This is a genomic window from Pseudomonas sp. Ant30-3, from assembly GCF_000690905.1.
In the GTDB taxonomy this organism is placed as follows: domain Bacteria; phylum Pseudomonadota; class Gammaproteobacteria; order Pseudomonadales; family Pseudomonadaceae; genus Aquipseudomonas.
On the sequence record NZ_JMCL01000207.1, the window covers coordinates 1 to 570 of the forward strand.

The following is a 570-nucleotide window of genomic DNA, read 5'->3' on the forward strand; positions in this document are numbered from 1 at the left end:
GGGATCGTGGTGGACGACGCGATCGTGGTGGTGGAAAACGTCGAGCGCAACATCGCCGAAGGGCTGGCGCCGCTGGCTGCGGCCCATCAGGCCATGCGCGAAGTCAGTGGCCCCATCGTCGCCATCTCGCTGGTGCTGTGCTCGGTATTCGTGCCTATGGCATTCCTGTCCGGCGTGACAGGGCAGTTCTACAAACAGTTCGCCGTCACCATTGCGATCTCCACGGTAATTTCGGCCATCAACTCGCTGACGCTGTCGCCTGCGCTGGCCGCGCGCCTGCTTCGCCCGCATGGTGCCGCGCCAGACCTGCCCACGCGGGTGCTGGATCGCAGTCTGGGCTGGATATTCCGGCCGTTCAACCGTTTCTTCCTGCGCAGCGCGGATGGCTATGGAAACAGCGTGTCGCGCATCCTCGGGCGGCGTGGTGCGGTGTTTCTCGTCTACATCGCGCTACTGGTGGCGACGGGAGCTGTGTTCAAGGCCGTCCCTGGCGGATTCATCCCCATGCAGGACAAGCTGTATCTCATCGGTGTCATCCAGCTACCCGAGGGTGCATCCCTGGAGCGCACG

1 protein-coding gene is annotated in these 570 nt (G+C 63.9%); it reads left to right on the plus strand.

All coding sequences use genetic code 11. The features are described 5' to 3' along the window. Positions 1 to 570, plus strand: a 570-nt coding sequence (locus tag DU29_RS01000000130710) for an efflux RND transporter permease subunit (RefSeq protein ID WP_033051095.1), incomplete at both ends; no start/stop codon positions are given.